This window comes from Kaistia defluvii, assembly GCF_026343955.1.
GTDB lineage: Bacteria > Pseudomonadota > Alphaproteobacteria > Rhizobiales > Kaistiaceae > Kaistia > Kaistia defluvii.
The window spans coordinates 147,443-165,121 of record NZ_JAPKNI010000003.1; the positions used below are offsets into that span (position 1 = coordinate 147,443).

16 protein-coding genes and 1 pseudogene are annotated in these 17,679 nt (G+C 63.0%); 11 read left to right on the forward strand and 6 right to left on the reverse strand.

The features are described 5' to 3' along the window. Positions 1-280 precede the first annotated feature (280 nt). Genes OSH10_RS08710 through OSH10_RS08725 form a run of 4 tightly spaced genes read left to right on the forward strand, consistent with a single transcriptional unit; the run spans position 281 to position 2,745 of the window. Positions 281-1,705 (forward strand): tyrosine-type recombinase/integrase, encoded by a 1,425-nt coding sequence (locus OSH10_RS08710; protein ID WP_029075275.1) that lies wholly within the window; start codon positions 281-283, stop codon positions 1,703-1,705. Beyond that, complete coding sequence (locus tag OSH10_RS08715) at positions 1,698-2,000, forward strand: helix-turn-helix domain-containing protein (RefSeq protein ID WP_029075274.1); 303 nt, start codon at positions 1,698-1,700, stop codon at positions 1,998-2,000. The genes OSH10_RS08710 and OSH10_RS08715 overlap by 8 nt, the downstream gene beginning before the upstream one ends. Before the next feature lie 12 nt (positions 2,001-2,012). Beyond that, positions 2,013-2,381, forward strand: a complete 369-nt coding sequence (locus OSH10_RS08720; RefSeq protein ID WP_029075273.1) for a type II toxin-antitoxin system RelE/ParE family toxin — start codon at positions 2,013-2,015, stop codon at positions 2,379-2,381. Position 2,382: 1 nt separating this feature from the next. Then, positions 2,383-2,745, forward strand: coding sequence for an XRE family transcriptional regulator (locus OSH10_RS08725; protein WP_029075272.1), 363 nt, complete (start codon positions 2,383-2,385; stop codon positions 2,743-2,745). Between the two features lie 151 nt (positions 2,746-2,896). On the opposite strand, the gene OSH10_RS08730 is transcribed toward OSH10_RS08725, so the two are convergent. The 4 genes from OSH10_RS08730 to OSH10_RS08745 are packed head-to-tail and all read right to left on the reverse strand — an operon-like array spanning position 2,897 to position 7,451. Next, positions 2,897-4,027 carry an SAVED domain-containing protein gene (locus tag OSH10_RS08730; RefSeq protein ID WP_029075269.1) on the reverse strand — a complete coding sequence of 377 codons (1,131 nt, stop codon included), beginning with the start codon at positions 4,025-4,027 and terminating at the stop codon, positions 2,897-2,899. 25 nt (positions 4,028-4,052) lie between these two features. Continuing rightward, positions 4,053-4,544, reverse strand: coding sequence for a Mov34/MPN/PAD-1 family protein (locus OSH10_RS08735; protein ID WP_029075268.1), 492 nt, complete (start codon positions 4,542-4,544; stop codon positions 4,053-4,055). Further along, complete coding sequence (locus OSH10_RS08740) at positions 4,525-6,243, reverse strand: ThiF family adenylyltransferase (protein ID WP_029075267.1); 1,719 nt, start codon at positions 6,241-6,243, stop codon at positions 4,525-4,527. Before OSH10_RS08740 ends, OSH10_RS08735 begins: the two co-directional genes overlap by 20 nt. Then, positions 6,240-7,451, reverse strand: coding sequence for a nucleotidyltransferase domain-containing protein (locus tag OSH10_RS08745; RefSeq protein ID WP_029075266.1), 1,212 nt, complete (start codon positions 7,449-7,451; stop codon positions 6,240-6,242). The genes OSH10_RS08740 and OSH10_RS08745 overlap by 4 nt, the downstream gene beginning before the upstream one ends. A gap of 527 nt (positions 7,452-7,978) precedes the next feature. Here OSH10_RS08745 and OSH10_RS08750 point away from each other — a divergent pair. The 7 genes from OSH10_RS08750 to OSH10_RS08780 all read left to right on the forward strand — a co-directional run bounded on the left by OSH10_RS08750 (position 7,979) and on the right by OSH10_RS08780 (position 14,208). Continuing rightward, on the forward strand, positions 7,979-8,356 hold the full coding sequence (locus OSH10_RS08750) for an XRE family transcriptional regulator (protein ID WP_084639941.1): 378 nt from the start codon (positions 7,979-7,981) through the stop codon (positions 8,354-8,356). 175 nt (positions 8,357-8,531) lie between these two features. After that, on the forward strand, positions 8,532-9,485 hold the full coding sequence (locus OSH10_RS08755; protein ID WP_029075265.1) for an ArdC family protein: 954 nt from the start codon (positions 8,532-8,534) through the stop codon (positions 9,483-9,485). Beyond that, a complete protein-coding gene (locus tag OSH10_RS08760) occupies positions 9,485-10,432 on the forward strand; it encodes a hypothetical protein (RefSeq protein ID WP_035830975.1) in 948 nt (315 codons plus the stop codon). The genes OSH10_RS08755 and OSH10_RS08760 overlap by 1 nt, the downstream gene beginning before the upstream one ends. 165 nt (positions 10,433-10,597) lie before the next feature. Beyond that, positions 10,598-12,772, forward strand: a complete 2,175-nt coding sequence (locus tag OSH10_RS08765; RefSeq protein WP_029075263.1) for a ParB/RepB/Spo0J family partition protein — start codon at positions 10,598-10,600, stop codon at positions 12,770-12,772. Positions 12,773-12,926: 154 nt separating this feature from the next. Further along, positions 12,927-13,484 carry a hypothetical protein gene (locus tag OSH10_RS08770; RefSeq protein ID WP_029075262.1) on the forward strand — a complete coding sequence of 186 codons (558 nt, stop codon included), beginning with the start codon at positions 12,927-12,929 and terminating at the stop codon, positions 13,482-13,484. A gap of 69 nt (positions 13,485-13,553) precedes the next feature. Continuing rightward, positions 13,554-13,970, forward strand: a complete 417-nt coding sequence (locus OSH10_RS08775; protein WP_029075261.1) for a hypothetical protein — start codon at positions 13,554-13,556, stop codon at positions 13,968-13,970. Then, positions 13,924-14,208, forward strand: coding sequence for a hypothetical protein (locus OSH10_RS08780; protein WP_425402353.1), 285 nt, complete (start codon positions 13,924-13,926; stop codon positions 14,206-14,208). The genes OSH10_RS08775 and OSH10_RS08780 overlap by 47 nt, the downstream gene beginning before the upstream one ends. 327 nt (positions 14,209-14,535) lie before the next feature. Here the strand turns inward: OSH10_RS08780 and OSH10_RS08785 are convergent. Next, positions 14,536-15,483 (reverse strand): annotated as a pseudogene (locus tag OSH10_RS08785) (FAD:protein FMN transferase); the annotation flags it as partial. Then, positions 15,464-17,671, reverse strand: a complete 2,208-nt coding sequence (locus tag OSH10_RS08790; RefSeq protein ID WP_029075259.1) for a PepSY domain-containing protein — start codon at positions 17,669-17,671, stop codon at positions 15,464-15,466. The gene OSH10_RS08790 and the pseudogene OSH10_RS08785, both read right to left, overlap by 20 nt. Positions 17,672-17,679: the final 8 nt, after the last annotated feature.

The following is a 17,679-nucleotide window of genomic DNA, read 5'->3' on the forward strand; positions in this document are numbered from 1 at the left end:
CGCGACATGAAGCCGGATCGGAATGGACGCAGCCAGAAGATTTGAAGATGGTGCGGGCGGTCGGAATCGAACCGACACTCCTTTCGGAACCGGATTTTGAGAGACCGAATATCCCCTATCCTTTATCTATCCGGGGGTATCCGATTTCCCGATAACCGATTGCAAGCACTAGCTTTTCTCGGATATCGCATCATCCATACCTAACCGGATTTACGCCACGGTTGGATTTCTAGGTGCTCCTATTTTGCACCTGATTTCCAGCCTCAACGGAGGTTAGGGAATGCCCAAAATCAAGCTCACAAAGACCGCTGTCGACGCCGCGAGTGCGCAGGGGCGCGATTACGAACTCAGGGACACGATAGTCCCTGGGTTTCTGGTAAAGGTTACGCCGACAGGTCGCAAGACCTTCATGCTGGCCTACGTTGCGAACAACGGTCAACGCCGAAAGCCCGCCATCGGACGCTACGGCGAAGTGACCGTCGAGCAGGCTCGAAATATCGCTCAGGATTGGTTGGCCGAGGTCCGACGCGGTGTCGATCCGAGCGCGGAGCGCGAGGCTGCGCGCAAAGCGCTTACGGTGAAGGAGCTGTTTGATCGCTTCATCACGGAGTATTCGGAGGGCCGGAATAAACCTTCGACGGTGAAGTCGAACCGTGGATACGGGAAGCGCTACATTCTTCCGATCCTGGGGCAGCTCAAGGTGCCCGACGTGACGCGCGCGGACATCGCGCATCTGATGAAGAAGATGTCGAAAAGCCCGACGAACGCCAACCGGGTGCTCGCCGCCGTGCGGAAGATGTTCAACATGGCCGAGGTGTGGGGCCTTCGACCGGATGGGTCCAATCCGTGCCGTCACATTCCCAAATTCCCCGAGCGCGGAAAGACACGGCTTATCCCCGACGCGGAATTGCGGAAACTCTATGAGTACCTCGACCGTGCAGAGGCCGAGGGCTTGGAACACCCGTTCATTTTGCTCGCCGTTCGGCTTCAGTTCGAGTTTGCGGCTCGCATGTCCGAAATCCTCGAGATGCGTTGGGAGTGGGTTGATTTCGATAATCGCCGTGTTGTTTGGCCAGACAGCAAGACCGGCGGAATGTCCAAGCCCATGAGCGCCGAGGCTCTGCGCCTTTTCGAGACCGCGCCTCGACTAGAAAGTTCGCCGTTCGTTTGCCCTTCGATTTTCGACCCCGAAGCGGCAATGTCAAAACACACCTACTATCATGGCTGGCGGCGCATCCTCTCGCGTGCAGGAGTGCAGCACATCGGAACGCATGGCATTCGCCACCGCGCGGCGACCGACATCGCAAATTCCGGAATCCCGGTGAAGGTCGGCATGGCCCTCACGGCGCACAAGACGGTCACGATGTTCATGCGCTACGTCCACACGGAAGACGATCCGGTAAGGGCGGCGGCCGAGGCGGTGGCTCAGCGGCGGCAATCCGTGGTGGCCAGCGCCCCTGTACCCACCACTCCACCCGCCCTCGTGATCCAGCAGCCGGTGGAAGTCGTTGCGGCAGCTCCGGCCGAAGCAGCGCCCCCGGCCCGACTGGCGCCGGATGGGAAACCGCTTGGCTTCGAAGACGGTAGCTACACGTCTAGGACGCGCCTGGGGAACTATCGCCCCTATCGTCATCGTTCCGGCGAAAATCGCGCCACGCCTCCGGGCACCAAACCCGTGCCCACCAAGGAGGTGAAACATGTCTAAACAGGCGCGCCGTGGATCTAGCTGGCCTTCGACCGAGCTGTTGCAGCGAGCGACATTCGTGGACGACGCCGGTCCGGTTCGCTTCGTCGATACCGAGGCTGCGGCGCGCTATCTCGCCCTCGATGCCCATACGCTCGAGTGCTACCGCTCCCTCGACAGCGGACCGGCGTTCTACAAGTTCGGCCGTTATGTCCGCTATGCAGTCACCGACCTCGACGCCTGGGCGGAAAGCTGCCGACGTTCGACATCGGCCTCGCCGCATGCGCCGCGGGTCCTTCCCGTTGACGCAACATAGCCTGAAAGCTATATCATGTGGGAAGTCCAATTCCATGCAGCCTTCGAAGCTGAGGTTTTGGCCTACGAGCGCGACGTTCGCATCGCCTTGATCGCCGTCACCAAGCTGTTGGCCGATTACGGCCCTCAGCTTGGCCGGCCCTATGCGGACACGCTCAAAGGTTCGAAGCACTCAAATATGAAGGAACTGCGCTTTGAAGCAGCCGACGGCGAATGGCGCGCAGCCTTCGCCTTCGACCCGCAGCGACGGGCAATCCTGCTCGTCGCCGGCGACAAATCCGGCGGAAGTCAGAAATTCTTCTATCGTCGTATGGTCGCCAAAGCGGATTTCAGGTTTTCCGAACATCTGGAAAAACTGAAACCCGGAAAGAAGGGAAAGTAAAATGGCGCGGAGCCTGAACGATATAATCGCCAGTCTGCCTCCGGGCGAGCAGGAGGAGATCGAAGCGCGCTATCAGGACCTCAAGCAGGAAGTAGAGGGTCTTCGAGAGCTGCGGCGGATCGCAGGAAGGGCGCAGGAAGACGTCGCGACTGCCCTCAAGATCAAGCAACCCTCAGTCTCGAAAATCGAGAAGCAAGCCGACATGTACCTGTCGACCCTGCGCGGCTATGTGGAGGCAATCGGCGGGAAGTTGGAGCTTATCGTCAAGTTGCCGTCTCGACCGCCGGTCACAATACAGCACCTTGGTGACCTTGCTCTCTCGGAAGGTCCAAAATCGGCCAGGCGCGGCACTACGAAGTCATAAGACCTTGCGCTTGGCGTGAATGGGGGACAATCTGTACACTGAGGGGGCTCGTCGCTGGCGGTTCCCCGTGAGATCAGGTGGCAAATAACTAATTCCAGCCCTCTTCGGGGCGCATATTAGCAGGGAGGCGCCGGCCCCCTGCCGCTGGTTACTAGCCGACCGTGATCGTCGGGACAAAAGCCTGCGCAGTTCGGTTCTGGTCGTAGAGTTTCATCGCGAGATCCGCTTTCGGCATCCATACTCGCCCCGTCTCAACCGCTACGGACGCCGGCACTACCGGGAAGACATGCAACAACACGCCTTCCCCGTGATAAGCCTTAATCCGGTTGAATAGGTCGCGCAGCAAATGCTTGTAGGCGGCGAGGTCGTCTTTCCGTCGCATGATGTCATTGCCGGGCTGGTCGCAGGTAATTGACCAGATGGCAGTATTTTCGCCCAATACCGAGGTAATGCGGTCGTCATTCACCGTGGCGCTCAGGGCCAACTTCAACGCGACCGGCACGTCCTTCCTGCCGCCATACTCGTTGACTTTGTAGGCAATGCGCGGCTGGTCGGGCAGCCATTTCCAGGTGTCCGGTTCGCGGTGCTTTTGATGCACCGAGACCGGTACTATGTCGCCAAGAAGCGTCCCGAGACGGATGAGCAACGGCTGCGGCGCCAACGCGAAGACGCTGAGTTGGCGAATTTCCCGCTGCTCGATGCGTTCCTTGATTTTGCGGGCGAAAAGGCGCTCGAGGTTCTCGTTCTGCTCGGTCCAGTAGACTTCTTCGTGATCCTTGCGCTCCGACCCGATCAACTCGATGTCGATTGTCCGGCCTTCGGCGGGATGGTGATCCGGAGGCATGGCGCTGAAGATCGAACGGGTTGTTACCAAGGAGTCACGCTGGCCAATAGTCGCCGCGAACCTGACGACATGGGAGACACGGTCGACATCCATGTCGGTAACGATCTCGATGCGGTCCTCATGCTCCGCTTTCATGGCCAGGAGGACATCCTCGGGGTAGTCGGCCAGATAGTCCACATCGATCGCCTTATGGTGGACGGGACACATCAGCATCAGGTTGTCGATGTCTTGCGCAAGCAGTGGCGATCTCACGGGATCACCCCTGGGACCTCCAGCCTCGTCGGCGACGATGTGGGCGATATAACCGAACTTGCCCGTACGCTTGCCGGCGATCAAGTCACCGATCAGGAGCTTGTTGCATCCACGAAACTGACACCGCCCCCCAGCCTTTGCCCAAAGCGCATTTGCAACTTTTGGTGGAATAGCAGTCTTAGACATGTCGCCCCTCCAATTGCCGACGCCTTCAGATGAATCTTCTTTTCGGTCGTGACACCGGGTCGTCGATCATCTCGACGCGTTGCGGACTTTGGCCGCGCATGAACAGGTACGTTCCCACCTGCAGCATCACGAACATCCGCAGCCGAACGATCATCAAGACCGAGAAGTCGATGTTTCCGGCGTCCTCGACCATCGCTTGCATGGTCCTGATGTCGGTCGTGCTGGGGCTCACCGGAAAGCGTGGATGGGAATGCCATTCCCCCAAGTAGTTGAAACGACTGAAGTCGTTGCCATTCTTCTCGAAGAAGGCTTCCAGTGCCTGTGCGTGCAGTTCCGGACGACGCTCGAAGTACGCGCTCTCGCCGCCCCTCGGGTCCACAGTGACGTCCACGACCCGAAATCGCCCTTCGTCGTCGAGTTGCTCGGCAAGCAGCAACCCCCCGGTTTCCCGGCGCCCTGATAAGGACAGTTCCTTGCAAATCTTCTTGCGAACAGAGCTAGGCAGGGCGATCTGCATCTTGGGCCTGTTCGGGGAAGAGGAGGGTCACGAGCTCTTTCAGTTTCACTTCGTCGGGCGACGATCCCGCGTCCCAGCCTTCCGTGCCGGTATAGGTGATGGGGTGCGTATCGAATGGGGCAGTGAATATCCAACCTTCCCCGAGGCCGACTGCATACGCCGGTGCGGGGAACTGGCTCCCCCCGCCGCGAAGCGTGTCGATCGCGAGCCGCGCTAAGTGACTGGCAATTACGGAAACGTCGGCATCGTCTGCGATCAACGGGGCCTGATCTGCCCGCAGGATGCCGTACTCCATCTGTCGAGAGGGCATCTCCCACTCGACGCCCTTGCCGTCACACCACGTCAAGATTTGGCGGCGCGCCACGTCGGGAGCCGGATCGTGACCGGGTCGGGACCGCGCAACGATTCCGCCGATCCCTCCCCCGAACACCTCGCCCCATACCATTGGACGGCCCTTGAATCTCGCGGCAGCAGCAGCGAGGCCGAAAACAGTCGCGTCCGCCGTAGCGTCGATGATCAGGTCACAGTTGGAAAGCGTCTCCAGCGCGGTGGCGGTCCACTCGGAACTCTCCTGGCCACCAAGGTTCACTATCTGCACCGTGATCTTCGCCTCGGGGGCAATCTCGAGCAGCCGTGCCCGCAGTGCCTTGGCCTTGTGCGCCCCGACACCACGCCAATCCAACTCGTTCCTCACCAGGTTGCCGGGAGAGAGAATGTCGTCGTCGAACAGTTCGAGCTTCCGGGCACCCGATCGCACAAGCATTGCTGCTGTTCTCGATCCGAGTGACCCGCATCCGATCAGCGCGATCCGTTTGTCGGCCAGCGCCGCGTTCATGGTGGGCAGTCGCTGTTGGTCGGCATCGATAACAAACGTGGCGTAGCCGTAATCCTGAACGACACCATCGGCCTTGCGGTAGACCATCGCCAACCACGCGGTTGTGTCATCTACCAGCAGGTAGGTTCCAGGCGGCCACGCCGGATATTCAGTGGTGATGCCCGCAGACTTGAGGGCAACCTCCAGGGTCTTTTCGGTGGCCGGTCCCGGAAATTTTAGACCCCGTGGAATACGAACTGCGGTGCCTTTGTAGTTGGATGCAGTCGAGACCGGCTTGCTCCGATGCCATATCCGATCACCGTCTCCACCCAGGGCGGTCAGATGGGCAACCGCGGCTTCGCCATAATAGTGTTCTTCGACCTCGATCGGCTCCGTGTGGCCATCAGCCATCGCCTGGATTAGTCGCAATGGTTCATCGGGTATGACCAGCCTGAGATAGCTCCCGCGAAGACGCTGGCCTTCGGATACGGCATGAGCTGACGGAACCCCGTGACCCGCCAGCTCCGCGCTCTCCCCAACGAGTAGTCGATGGGCGCTTTCGATCATCATCGCGCCAGTCCAACTAAGCTCCCAGTTGTCGGGTCGATACTCCAGGCAAAGTTCGCCTGACAGACCATATTGATGCCCGGATAGGCGCTCGCCGTCCGCGTTGAATACCAACGGCGGGATAGAAGGGAAGAAGTCTGGGTAGTGCATCACGAGACGCCACCTGGATTCGGCTTCGACAATCTCAAAATCCAGGAGCAACTTCAGGCCGTCGAGGCGCCACCGTGCGTTCTGAAGCCAGTCGGCAGACTGCTCGAGCCGAGCGATCGCAAGCCGCTCCGACAGGCCCCGGTCCGGATCCGAAACCCACCAGATCATCTGCCGCCGAACCCTGCCGGTTTGCCCGGAACGCGCGCCGCCGCAGGGAAGGTTGGTGCAGCCGCGGCGGCGGATGCTGCCGTAGCGGGACGCAGGAGCGATGAAGCCGGCTTTGGTGCCGCACGATCCCTGGCCCTCTCGGCAAGGCCACGGCCGATGCGGGGAGCAACGGAGTCGGTGATCATCTGACGACTGGTCACCTGCGCTGCATAGAAGAAGTCTCGCCGGGCTGCTTCCAGCCATTCGAAGAACGCCGCCCGGCGTTCCGGATGATCGGCCCATTTGTCGGCGAAGTTCTCGAGTGGATCAGACGGGTTAGGTATGTAGGACCGGACGCCATCGAAGTCGATGAAGCGGTGCATGTTGGCCAGGATCGAAACGAGGGCTTGGCCGATTGTTTCCTCGCCTTCGTATGCGTGGGCGGACAGGGTCGTGAGGATGACAGAGATCGGTTTGACATCCTTGCGTTCCGCGAACATCTGATCGCGATGCCGTTTCAGGATCATGATCGCCTGTTGCAACGGGGTGACTACCCGGTATTCGGGAATGCTCTCAACGCTGGCTTGGGCCGCTTCGGCAAGCTTGCGGCGCTTGCGCGCGAAAGCCACAGCCATCCGCGAACGGAACCAGTTGGCATAGCCCTTCGGGTTGGAGCGGGGCCATTCGGTGGTAGGCTGATAAAACAGTGGGTGCTTGTTGTCCGTGATGGCGATCGCCGTGCCGGCCCACTGCGCGTCTAGGCCGCGAGACTCCAGCAACAACCTTGTGGACGCGCCATTTGGCAGCGCCGGCACGATATCCATGTGGAATTGGGCACCGTCGGCATATTCGAGCGTCCAGCAACGACGGCCTTCGCCGAGCGGCTTCACCATCGCCTGTGCCGTGCGATACGCCTCGATCTCGACCCGAAGCAGTTCCTTAAGCGCATACTGGGTCAACTGTTCCTTCTTCAGGGCGGTCAACTCGCAAACCGAGTCGATGTCATACTGGCCGTTTTCGTCCTCGGGCTTGATGACTGTGCCCAGCCGGAACGAACCCTGCGAGTAGACCTGCGGGTCGTACTGTTTCACCTTCGAAGCGTCACGATGCAGCCACTTGCCTAAAGACTCGTACCGAGCGACCGCCTGCTCGTATCTGGCGGGTGAGATCGTGAGCTCGTCTGCCAGCGCCTCGAGGTAGCCCTCGGCTTCCTTAGTAATCGTAACCATCGTGTCCTCATCCTGCAGACCCAGTGATGAGCACGACCACCGGTGCCCGCGCCAGATGGCGCATGTCGTTCGACAACTCGGATCGGCTATGCCTAAAGCCGGACCGGGTGCGTCGCGACAAACGAAGCAGAATGGATAGTGCCCCCACGGCAATTACCGCCTACCAATAACATGTAGGCTGGCGCCAAAGGCCGATCAACGGGGGCGCTGCTATATGTCTTGCCATTAGCGGCTTTGGAGTTGCTCGCTTCTTAAGGAATGGCGAATATCGATCACATCGTCGAGAGAAAAATGGAAGAACTAGACCGCGTCACTCGGGAAGCCACGGCAGTTATTGATGTTATCTATTTTCATTTGCCTGTGGATGGAGGTGACCCTGTCTATAGAGAGCGCGTCTACTGTTACGAACTGATATCATCAGATGAGGTCGATCTGCGCTCGGTTCTACCGGCAGCTCATCGCAAAAGCGGATCTCCGGTTTTCCGAGCATGTGGAAAGCCTGAAATCCGCAAAGAAGGGACGTTGAGATGGCACGGAGCCTGAATGAAATCATCGCCGGGCTTCCTGCTGACGAACAGGCAGCTATCGAGGCGCGCTATCAGGAATTGCGGCAGGAGGTAGAGAGTCTGCGCGAGCTTCGCCAGATCGCCGGCAAGGCGCAGGAAGACATCGCCTCGGCCCTCAACATCAAGCAGCCGTCGGTGTCCAAGATCGAGAAGCAGGCGGATATGTATCTCTCGACGCTACGCAGCTATGTCGAAGCCATCGGCGGCAAGCTCGAACTCACGGTGAAGCTGCCATCGCATCCGGCGTTTCATCTCCATAGCCTGGGTGACATGACCATGGGCGAAAGCGCTGGCGTTCGCACTGTGGCCCGCCGTCGAAAGCAGGCCGGAACAAGGTGAGCAGTTGAGGTGAAGGGGGAAAGCCTTCCCCCTGGCCGGCGCCGAGGTCGCCGGCACACCCCCTTCTGCGGGGAGACCCCGCAACGCCCCCTGTAGAGTGAGAGTGCGGACGGGTTTTCCGTGACGGGTTGAGGACCGGGAGAGAGTCTTCCGGCGCCCGTCGCGGAGAACCGCGATGTCCAGACATGATCGCACCCCTTGCACCGGCGTCGACCGGGCGAACCTCTATGACGAAATCACCGACAAGATCATCGCCGAGCTGGAAGCCGGCCGCGTCCCGTGGGTGCAGCCTTGGGGAACCTCGGCTGCCAAAGCCCCGCTCGGCCTGCCGAAGAACGCCGCGACCGCGCGCAGCTACAGCGGCATCAATGTCCTGATCCTCTGGGGCGCCGTCGTCGAACATGGCTTCCCCGGTCAGGGCTGGCTCACCTTTCGGCAGGCGCTGTCACTCGGCGGCCATGTCCGCAAGGGCGAGCGCGGCACCACCGTCGTCTATGCCGATCGCTTCACGCCGGAGGATGAAAAGCGCCGCGCCTTCGAGGCCGGCGAGAAAGCGCAGGCGATCCCATTCCTCAAGCGCTTCACGGTGTTCAATACGGCGCAATGCGACGACCTGCCCGACGACATCGAGGCGATCGTGCCTCCGCCGCCGCCCGGCATGATCGAGCCCCAGGTCGAGGCGCTGATCAAGGCGACCGGCATCGACTTCCGCATCGGTGGCAACAGGGCGTTCTACGTGCCGTCTCTCGACTATGTGCAGGTGCCGCCGCCGGCCGCCTATTTCGACCCGATCAACTGGCACCGGACGGCGCTGCACGAACTCGGTCATGCCAGCGGCGCAGCGCACCGGCTGAACCGGAATCTCTCCGGCTCCTTCGGCTCGAAGCTCTATTCGGTCGAGGAAATCACGGCCGAATTGACCTCGGCATTCTGCTGCGCTTCGCTCGGCATCGTCCCGACCGTGCGCCATGCCGACTACATCGGCTCCTGGCTGGAAGTTCTGCGCGAGGACAATCGCGCCATCGTCCGCTGCGCTTCGCAGGCGAGCAAGGCGGCGGACTGGCTCTTGTCCTTCCTGCCGGATGCCGAGCATCTTCCCGACACCGACGATATGCGGAGGGCCGCGTGATGAACGCGCTCGCTTTCCCCGGCTTCGTGCCCGATCCCTGCCTCGCAGCCGACATACAGTTGCGCGTGCTCAGTCTCGGTGCGGGCGTCCAGTCCACCACGCTCGCCCTGATGGCCGCTCATGGTGAAATCGGCCCCATGCCGGATTGCGCGATTTTCGCCGACACCGGCTGGGAGCCCAAGGCGGTCTATGAGCATCTCGCCTGGCTCAGAACGCCCAACGTCCTGCCGTTCCCCGTCCATATCGTGTCAGCCGGGAATTTGCGTGCAGACCTCATTGCGGCTTCGCGCGGTGAACGATGGGCTTCGATCCCGGCTTTCACCCGCACGGTCACGCCCGCCGGCTCCGAGCTGCCCGTCTATGATGAGGACGATAACGGCGACCTCGTTCCCGTCGGCTCCCGCATTCTGAAAACCGAGCGCATCGGCGTCGGCATGATCCGCCGGCAATGCACCTCTTCCTACAAGATCGTGCCGATCCGCCGGAAGGTGCGCGATCTGCTCGGCATAGCCGGACGGCGCTCGCCTGGATCGCCGGTCTCCGAGCAATGGATCGGCATTTCACTCGATGAGGCGCTGCGCATGAAGCCGTCGTTCGAGGACTGGCAGGTCAACCGCTGGCCACTGATCGAGCGGGGCATGACCCGGCACGACTGCCTGCGCTGGCTGGAGCGCCACGACTATCCCCGGCCACCCAAGAGCGCCTGCATAGGCTGTCCCTTTCATTCGGATGCCGCATGGCGGAGCCTGCGCGACAATGATCCCGAGGCGTGGGACGACGCCGTGTCGCTCGACGCCATGATCCGCACTGGCCTTCGCGGCATTCGTGGCGAAGTCTATCTTCACCGCTCTGCGGTGCCGCTGGAGGAAGCGGACCTGACGACGGCGGCCGGCCACGGCCAGCTCGATCTCTGGCAGAACGAATGTGAGGGGATGTGCGGAATCTGATCGGCTGAAAGCCGGAAATACGGAAAGCCGGATGCGTGCGTCTGCGACAATCCCGCGAGCATGGCGCGTGGCGCTGCCCTCCTAGAGTGAGAGGGCGGCGCTTCGCTTCGTGACGGATTGAGATCCGAGAGAGAGCCTCACGGAGTCCGTCATGGAGTGAAGACCATGGCCAAGGCCGCACGCAAGCAGACCCCCGCCGTCGCCCCAATGATCGAATTTTCGCGCGCGCGCGACATTCCGTTCAACCGTATCAGGCTTTCGGACAGCAATGTCCGCGAGATCGACGTCGAACAGGGCCTCGATGAGCTGACCCAGGACATCGACCGCCGCGAAGACCTCGTGATGGGCCTTAATGTCCGTGCCGTCCTCGACGATGCCGGCGCCGAGACCGGCGATTTCGAGACCCCGGCCGGCGGCAGGCGCTACCGCGCTATCGCCCGCCTGGTCGCGGCAGGCCGCTTCCCCGCCGATGGCTTGGTGCCCTGCCTGGTCAAGAAGGCCAATGCCAAGACCTCGGCCGTCGACGATTCCTACGCCGAGAACGTCATCCGGCTGGCGCTGCATCCGCTCGACCAGTTCAAGGCGTTCAAGCGCATGGTCGATGGCGGTATGTCCAAGGAGGAAGTCGCCGACGCCTATCGCACCACGCCGCGCTATATCGCCCAGCGGCTCCGGCTCGCCCGCGTCGCGCAGTCCCTGCTGGACGCCTATGCACGCAGCGAGATGACTCTGGCGATGCTGGAGGCGTTCACCGTCAACCCGGATCATGCCCGACAGGAACAGGTCTGGGAGGCGATCCAGCGTTCGCACAATCGCCAGCCCTGGAATATTCGCGATCTTCTCACCGAGACGACCGTGCCGACCGATGACAAGCGCGCGCAGTTCGTCGGAGTCGAAGCCTATGAGCAGGCCGGCGGCGTGATGCTGCGCGATCTCTTCTCCGACGAGGACGAAGGCTGGCTGGAAAACCCCGCGCTGCTCGACCGGCTCGTCTCCGACAAGCTCAAAGCCATCGCCGATGAAGTCGCGGCCGAAGGCTGGAAGTGGATCGAGGTCGATACCGATCTGCCCTACGGCCATGATCGCGGCCTTCGCGTCCTGACCGGCACGTTCCCCGATCTGAGCGAGGAGGAACGCGCCACCCGCGAGGCGCTGCGCGAGGAATATGAGCGGCTCGAGGCGGAACACGCCGATTACGACGAGTTGCCCGATGACATCGACACGCGCCTCGGCGAGATCGAGGCCGCGCTGAGCACCTTCGAGAACCGCCCGGCCATCTATGACGCTGCCGAGATCGCCCGCGCGGGCGTCTTCATCAGCATCGACCGCGCCGGCGAGCTTGTCGTTGCGCGCGGCTACGTTCGTCCCGAGGACGAGGCGCTCGTCACCGTCGACGGCGAGGAGGATGCCGGCGATGGCGAGTCCGATGCCGAAGGCGGCGCGGTCGCGGCCCAGGTCGGCGTGCAGCGCGCCGTCATCACCATCGGCGGCGAGCCGGTCGATGCGGAGGACGAGGAGGACGACAGCATCAAGCCGCTTCCCGAACGGCTGGTGATCGAACTCACCGCCCATCGCACGCTCGCGCTCCACGACGCGCTCGCCAACAACCCGCATGTGGCGATGACGGCGCTCCTGCACCGCATGGTCATGCAGCGTTATCACTACTCGGCGCCGACCGGCTGCATGGAGATCTCCGTGCGCCAGCAGCATTTCGGTGTGCAGGGCGGTGATCTCAGCGACACGCCCTCGGCCAAGGCCATCGACGAACGCTTCGACGCCTGGAAGGCCGATGTGCCCTCCGACGAAGGTGCGCTCTGGGACTGGATCGCCGCGCTCGACGACGCCAGCCGGATGGCGTTGTTGGCTCATTGCGTCAGCTATGGCGTCAACGCCCTCTACGAGCGGCCCAATCCGCACAGCGGTTCCGGCGTCTCGCAGTTCGGACTAGATCGTCGCCTCTCCGGTGCCGATCGCATCGCCCGCGCTACCGGCTTCGACATGGTGGCCGACGCCGGCTGGAGGCCCACGGTCGACAACTATCTCGGCCGCGTGACCAAGCCGCGCATCCTCGAAGCCGTCCGCGAAGGTGCGGGCGAGCGCGCCGCCCAGCTCATCAGCCATCTGAAGAAGGGCGACATGGCGAAGGAAGCCGAGCGCCTGCTGGCCGAAACCGGCTGGCTGCCCGAGCCGCTGCGCCTGGTGGACGTCGACGGTGACGCCGCGAATGCTGGCGATGCCGGTGACGGCGAGACCTTGCCGGACTTCCTGGCAGGCGATGGTGACGAGGATGAAGCCGCTGAGGCTGAAGACGAGCACGTCGCGCTCGTCGCGGCCGACTGATCGAAACATGCGCCCCATCATCCGGTGGGGCGCATTTTTCATGCTGGCCACAGCCAACCTTCCAGAGTGGAGAGAGGCAGAGGCCGGACGGCCTGGCCGTGACGGGTTACGAGGTGGAGGAGAGGCTTCCGCCGACCGTCGCGGAGTGAATCCCATGATCTTTTCTCGCCAATCCCGCGTCGCCTCGATCGGCGCCATTCTCGCCCGCCACGTCCTGCCGACCCTGCAGCGCGCACAGAAATTCCCGTTGCGCATCTCCTGCATCGGCACCGCCAGCTACGACGGCAGCAATGAAGCCGATGGTTTCGACCATATCCTCGTCATCGGCGAATGCCCGTCGCCCGAAGAGGCCATGTCGCTCGCCGGCCGCCGTCTCGCAGGCGGCGACATCCGCGCCGGAACCGACGACATGCTGCGCTTTCGCCCGCGCATCATGGTCATTCAGGATTGCGATCAGGGGCTCGTGCTCGCCGGAACGATCCGAGCCGGGATTATCCTCTGGCAGCAGCCGGTCGCATCCGACGCCGAGGCCAGCCAGATCGTGACCGAGGCCAGCAAACTGCGTGGCGCCGCCTTCGCCGCGGCCGGTCGCGGCGAGCACGGCCCGGCTCGCGAATATCGCTACCGCGCCAGCCAACTCGAAGCGCGGCTGGTCGATGCGCCGTGGCGCGAGACGGTCGCCGCGCTTCTGCGATTGCCGCTCGCCGCCTGACTTTCCGCCACGCTCTTTCATCCATTCGACCCGGCCATGCGCCGGGTTTCGTCGTTTCAGGAGCCAGTCATGGCCGAATATTTCACCCGCTTTTCCTGCCTGCTCGACGTGGGCACGCCCGACAATGCCGCTCGCGCGCTCGAAATCTACAACACGCTCGCCGCCGAGAACGCCGCCGAAGACCCGCCATCGGAAAGCTTTCTCCTTTCGATCGAGTCCGAGCATGGCGGCACGCAGCTCTGGATGCGCGACGATGCCACCGGCGATCCCGCGCGTGTCATCCAGTTCGTCCAGCGGTGCGCGGCGGCGTTCGGTCTCTCCGGCCGCTGGGGCTTCCAATATGCCAACACCTGTTCGCGGCCGCGCCTCGACGGCTTCGGCGGCGGCGCGCATGTCCTCGATCTCGCCACCGGCGAAACCATCGCCTGGATCTACACCGATGGCTGGCTTGCCCAGGTTCTCGATGGAGGCGCCCCCGATTCCTGAGATCATCGAAACGACCCTCTATCGGCTCGACGAGCTTTCCGATGACGCCAAGGACAATGCGCGGGCCTCGTATCGTGAAGGCTGTTTCGACCACGACCGGTATGAAACCGTCTCGGGGATTTCCAGCGAATCGCGGAAATCCTGGGCATCTCCCTCAAAATTCGGCTCGGCCGCCTCATGCTGGATCGCCTACCTCGCCGGATGGAAGCCGCGCGGAGAGCTGGATTTCCTTGTATAACGGTGAGGTCGCCCCAACCTTGCAGGCAGGTGCGCAGAGAAACACTACGGGCCGCCGATACGCTTGCAGTGCAGAGCCAAGAACGACGAAGCGGAGAACTACATCTACTCCATATCCCTCTAGAACCCTCTTTTGCGACAACGAGGTGAAATGCTCCTTTTGCTGGACGATGAAGCCTCACAGCCTGAAATACGGCCCCGCCATGTCTGGATGATCGTCGCCGACGAATCCATGATCATCGCGCCCGCCTGCAAACCTGCAGGCGGGCGCTTTCATAATCGGCGGGACCTGCCTCTCACCCTCCGACACTTGGAGCGCCTGGCCTGCCGAGAAAAGAGGCCCTGTCGCTATCGGTCTGACTCCGTCCGAGGCGTCGCGCAGAAGAAACAGCACGTCTAGGCCAAGGTGCTGGGCAAGCTCGGTCCCGGACGTCGGGCCGAGAACCGTCAACGCGGTCGCCCAGGCGTCGGCTTCAGCGCAGGTTCGCGCGACGACCGTGACCGAAGCGGGCGACGACAGCAGCGGCGCGCCACGGCGCGGATCCATGGTGTGCGAGAGACGGCGACCGTTCACGACAGTCCAATGCCGGTAATCGCCAGAGGTAGCGACCGCAGCCTCCTGCAAAGCGAGGATGGAGTGCGGCGCTCGACGGGCCGTGTCGGGACTTTCAATGGCGATATTCCAAGGCTCACCGCCGGGACGCAGACCGAGCGCCCTCATCTCGCCGTCAATTCCCGCGAGGCCAGAAGTTATGCTGAAGCGCCCGAGGATCGCGGCCAGCCGGTCGACGCCATATCCCTTGGCAATGCCGTTGAGGTCGATGGCGATCGGCGCGCGCTTTCGCACCGTCGCGTGAACAGGATTGAGCTCGAGCGCCGCATGGGCGGGTTGGCGCGATGTCGCGAGTGCCTTCTGGATTAGGGCCCGGTCGGCCGCTTGCGGGCCAAAACCCCAGGCGCCGACAGCATCGCCCACGCCGATATCGAAAGCCCCGCCGGACGCACGACCGATTTCAAGCGCCAAGCGCAGCACGTCTGCCAGACGCGCCGGCACCTCGATCCAGTCGCCGACGGGACCGGCGTTCAACGTCATCAGGGCGCTGTCGGGCTTCCAGGTAGACATCTGCGCGTCCACCTCGTCCATTTCCGCCTGAAGAGCGTGCCGAACCGGCTCCGGATCGAACCCTGCCTCTGTGTAGAACAGCGCGGACCAGCGCGTTCCCATGGTGGGTCCGTTGAGCGCATGCCTCATCGGATCAGTAGACGTCTTCGACATAGCGTCCCTCCGCCTTGAGCAGGGCCGGCGTCAATCCGGCCGGCGCGAGAATCTCGGCAAGCGCCGTCGAAACGCCGACGGCCATATCCCGCCCACCACAGACCATGACCTTCGCGCCGCCGCGGATCAGGGCCGCGATCTGGGCAGCGTCCTCAAGAAGGGCGTGCTGGACATAGCGCGGCATCCGCCCACGCGAGCAGGCCCCGACGAGCCGGCGAAGACGTCCTTCGCGATGCCAGCGCGTCAGTTCGTCCTTGTAGAGGAAATCACTGGCAGGATGACGCATTCCGAAGAACAGGTGGATCGGACGGCGGCGCGCATTGGCGCGCACGAAGCCCGCCAGCGGCCCTATTCCTGTTCCAGCTCCGATCAGGATGAGCGGTGTCTTGCTCCTGCCGGCATGGAAGCCGGGATTGGTTCGGATGAATGCGCGAACGGCACATCCTGGCTCCAGATTGAAGAGCTGCCCGGAACAGAGCCCCGCCGGATGCTTCTTCACGACGATCTCGATGAAGCCGTCGCGCCGTCCCGAAGCCAGCGAGTAGAACCGGGGAACGGACGAGCCCTCGGGCAGCACGCCGAGAAGATCGCCTGCCGAAAACCGACCGAAGCCACGCCCGGCCAACCGATGCCAGAAGGGGACTTTGGGCAGCGCGAACCGCAGGATCACTGTCGGTGCTTGCACCTCCGCGCCGTATTCGCGTCGCGAAACGAGGGTCAGTGGGGAGGCCGCCGGCAAGGCTGGCCGATGGACAAGCTCCAGCCCGATCCCCATCGCCTCGCCCAGCGATCGTCCCCAACGGGCAAAATCCTGCGGCGACTGCCGGTCGACGGTTTCGTATGGGATGAGCGTGCTCCACCCTCGCGCCTCGGCGGCCCTCGCAACGACCTGGGCAAAAGCGCAGTAGGCCGGGAAGCTGCGGTCACCGAAGCCGAGCACGGCCACTGGAATGGCCGGTTCGGCCGGCAGGGCTTGCAGGCGATCGAGGAACTCCCGCGCCGAAGCGGGCGCATCGCCATCGCCATAGGTTGCCGCAAGGATGAGAACGCGCCGGGCATGCCGGTAACGCTCAGGATCGAATGACGACATCGGCGCGGTGTGAACCGCCTGCCCGAGCTTCGTCAGCGCGGCGTGCAGTGTCGCAGCGAAGCTCCATGTGCTGCCGCTCTCGCTGCCGACAAGCAGGATCGTTTCCGCACGTCCAGCCGTTACATTGCCGTGAATTCGTGGCCGCCCGCGCCGACCCGCCAGCCACAGGATGAGGCCGGTGCCCGCCATCGCCGGCACGCCGAGCGCCATCATGCCGAGCACGAGGCCCAAGGCGGCCGCGCCTCGACCGGTATGCAGCATATAGATGGTCTCCGAGAGACGCTGCCATCCGGTCAGGTCGCTCCAGGCCAGCAGCACGCCGGTGCCCTGATCCAGATAGCCCGTGCCGCGATCGGTCTTGAGCGTGAAGACATCCGTCGCATCGGCCGGATCGGGAAACGCCAGGCTGCGCAGTTCGGTGACCGGTGTCCGTTTCAGCAGGTCCATATGCGATGCGGCCATGCCGGCCCGGCCGCTCGCCTCGATCCGGGCAACGGGAGACGTGGCCGCGTCGGGAAGGAGATCGAATGTCGACGCCGTCATCCACAATGCAGTGACCGAGGACAAGACGAGGCCCACGACGGCGACGCGCGCGATCTCGACATGCAATCTTCCGGCGAGCGGCCCGCGTATCGGCGCGAACCATCGCCGCCAGCCGCCGGCCCTGCGGGCGACGAGCATGGTGCCGGACACAGCCAGGACCAGCATGGCGGCAGCGCCCACTGCCGCCGCGATACGCCCGCCGTCACCGAGAAAGAGCGACCGGTGCAGACCGGTAAGCCACTGCTCGACGGTATTCGGATCGCTGGAGGCGACACCCAGCCCTGTTGCGGGATCGATGATGGCGGCCTGAGGCACCCCATCCTCGAACCAGTAGGCGGTGATCTTGCCGGAGGGCGCGCGACGTATTTGTTCTATTTGAGGGTGGATGGCGAGGATACGTCCGGCCAGCGTCCCGACGGAAAGCCCTGCCTCGGCCTGCGGGGCGGACAACCGTTCGGCGGCGGGAAACAGCGAGAGTGCTGCACCGCTAAGGCTCAAGACCAGCAGAAAAAGAGCGGCCAGAAGGCCTGGCCAGCGATGGATGGCACGGATCATGTCGTCCA

Bases quoted from the DNA above. Each gene is read 5' to 3' on its own strand.
- OSH10_RS08710 (WP_029075275.1), top strand. From the start codon at position 281: ATGCCCAAAATCAAGCTCACAAAGACCGCTGTCGACGCCGCGAGTGCG.
- OSH10_RS08715 (WP_029075274.1), top strand. From the start codon at position 1,698: ATGTCTAAACAGGCGCGCCGTGGATCTAGCTGGCCTTCGACCGAGCTG.
- OSH10_RS08725 (WP_029075272.1), top strand. From the start codon at position 2,383: ATGGCGCGGAGCCTGAACGATATAATCGCCAGTCTGCCTCCGGGCGAG.
- OSH10_RS08730 (WP_029075269.1), bottom strand. From the start codon at position 4,027: ATGTCTAAGACTGCTATTCCACCAAAAGTTGCAAATGCGCTTTGGGCA.
- OSH10_RS08735 (WP_029075268.1), bottom strand. From the start codon at position 4,544: ATGCAGATCGCCCTGCCTAGCTCTGTTCGCAAGAAGATTTGCAAGGAA.
- OSH10_RS08740 (WP_029075267.1), bottom strand. From the start codon at position 6,243: ATGATCTGGTGGGTTTCGGATCCGGACCGGGGCCTGTCGGAGCGGCTT.
- OSH10_RS08745 (WP_029075266.1), bottom strand. From the start codon at position 7,451: ATGGTTACGATTACTAAGGAAGCCGAGGGCTACCTCGAGGCGCTGGCA.
- OSH10_RS08750 (WP_084639941.1), top strand. From the start codon at position 7,979: ATGGCACGGAGCCTGAATGAAATCATCGCCGGGCTTCCTGCTGACGAA.
- OSH10_RS08755 (WP_029075265.1), top strand. From the start codon at position 8,532: ATGTCCAGACATGATCGCACCCCTTGCACCGGCGTCGACCGGGCGAAC.
- OSH10_RS08760 (WP_035830975.1), top strand. From the start codon at position 9,485: ATGAACGCGCTCGCTTTCCCCGGCTTCGTGCCCGATCCCTGCCTCGCA.
- OSH10_RS08765 (WP_029075263.1), top strand. From the start codon at position 10,598: ATGGCCAAGGCCGCACGCAAGCAGACCCCCGCCGTCGCCCCAATGATC.
- OSH10_RS08770 (WP_029075262.1), top strand. From the start codon at position 12,927: ATGATCTTTTCTCGCCAATCCCGCGTCGCCTCGATCGGCGCCATTCTC.
- OSH10_RS08775 (WP_029075261.1), top strand. From the start codon at position 13,554: ATGGCCGAATATTTCACCCGCTTTTCCTGCCTGCTCGACGTGGGCACG.
- OSH10_RS08780 (WP_425402353.1), top strand. From the start codon at position 13,924: ATGGCTGGCTTGCCCAGGTTCTCGATGGAGGCGCCCCCGATTCCTGAG.
- OSH10_RS08790 (WP_029075259.1), bottom strand. From the start codon at position 17,671: ATGATCCGTGCCATCCATCGCTGGCCAGGCCTTCTGGCCGCTCTTTTT.